The 834-nt window shown below is 75.5% G+C and carries 1 protein-coding gene; it reads right to left on the bottom strand.

The genetic code is table 11. From position 1 onward, the window contains the following. A partial coding sequence (locus ACAG20_RS21055) for a hypothetical protein (RefSeq protein WP_370494002.1) occupies positions 1–834 on the bottom strand: 834 nt, incomplete at both ends.

Genomic DNA, 834 nt, shown 5'->3' with positions numbered 1-834 from the left:
TTGCCACCGGAGCCCGCAGCACCACCGGTGCCGCCGTGACCGTCACCGCCGTCGGCAAACGTCCCGGCCACACCGGTCGAGCCATCGCCGCCGGCACCACCGGCCGCACCGGAACCACCAGCACCACCAGCGCCACCGTTACCCGAAACGGAGCCACCAGCACCACCGGCGCCACCAGCGCCACCGGAACCACCGATGTCACCAGCACCACCCGCTTGACCCGGGAGTGCGCCGTCCTCGCCATCCCGGCCGGCCAGGCCGTCACCGCCGTTACCGGCGTTACCGCCGTCACCGACCGCTCCGGCGTTACCGCCGGCGCCGCCGTCGCCGCCCGTCACGCCGCCCTTGCCGCCGTGGCCGCCATCTCCGCCGTCGCCGGTCTCGGCGCCGCCGTTACCGCCCACGCCGCCATTGCCGCCGGAACCGGTCTGGCTTCCCGAACCGCCATTGCCGGCGTTGCCGCCGTTGCCGTTGTTGCCGGCGCTACCGCCTGCGCCACCCGCGCCGCCGTCGCCGGTGCCGGTGCTGTTTCCGCCATCGGCGCCGTTACCACCGCTGCCCGAGTTGGCGCCGCCTGCGCCACCGGCCCCACCGGCACCACCGTTGTTGCCGTCGCCGCCCTTACCGGCGTGGCCACCGCTGCCGTTGACACCCGCGTCACCGCCGGCGCCGCCGTTGCCGCCGTCGCTGGAACCATCCGTCGAGGTGTGACCGGCACCGCCGTTACCACCGTGACCGCTGGACGGTGCGTCGGCGCCGGCTGCGCCGTCGGCACCGGCGTTGCCGGTTCCGGATGCCCCGCCGCTGCCGGCGCTACCACCGGCGCCACCAGCA

The organism is Mycobacterium sp. pW045 (assembly GCF_041287085.1).
Classification (GTDB): domain Bacteria; phylum Actinomycetota; class Actinomycetes; order Mycobacteriales; family Mycobacteriaceae; genus Mycobacterium; species Mycobacterium algericum_A.
This window is presented reverse-complemented; position numbering and strand designations above follow the sequence as displayed.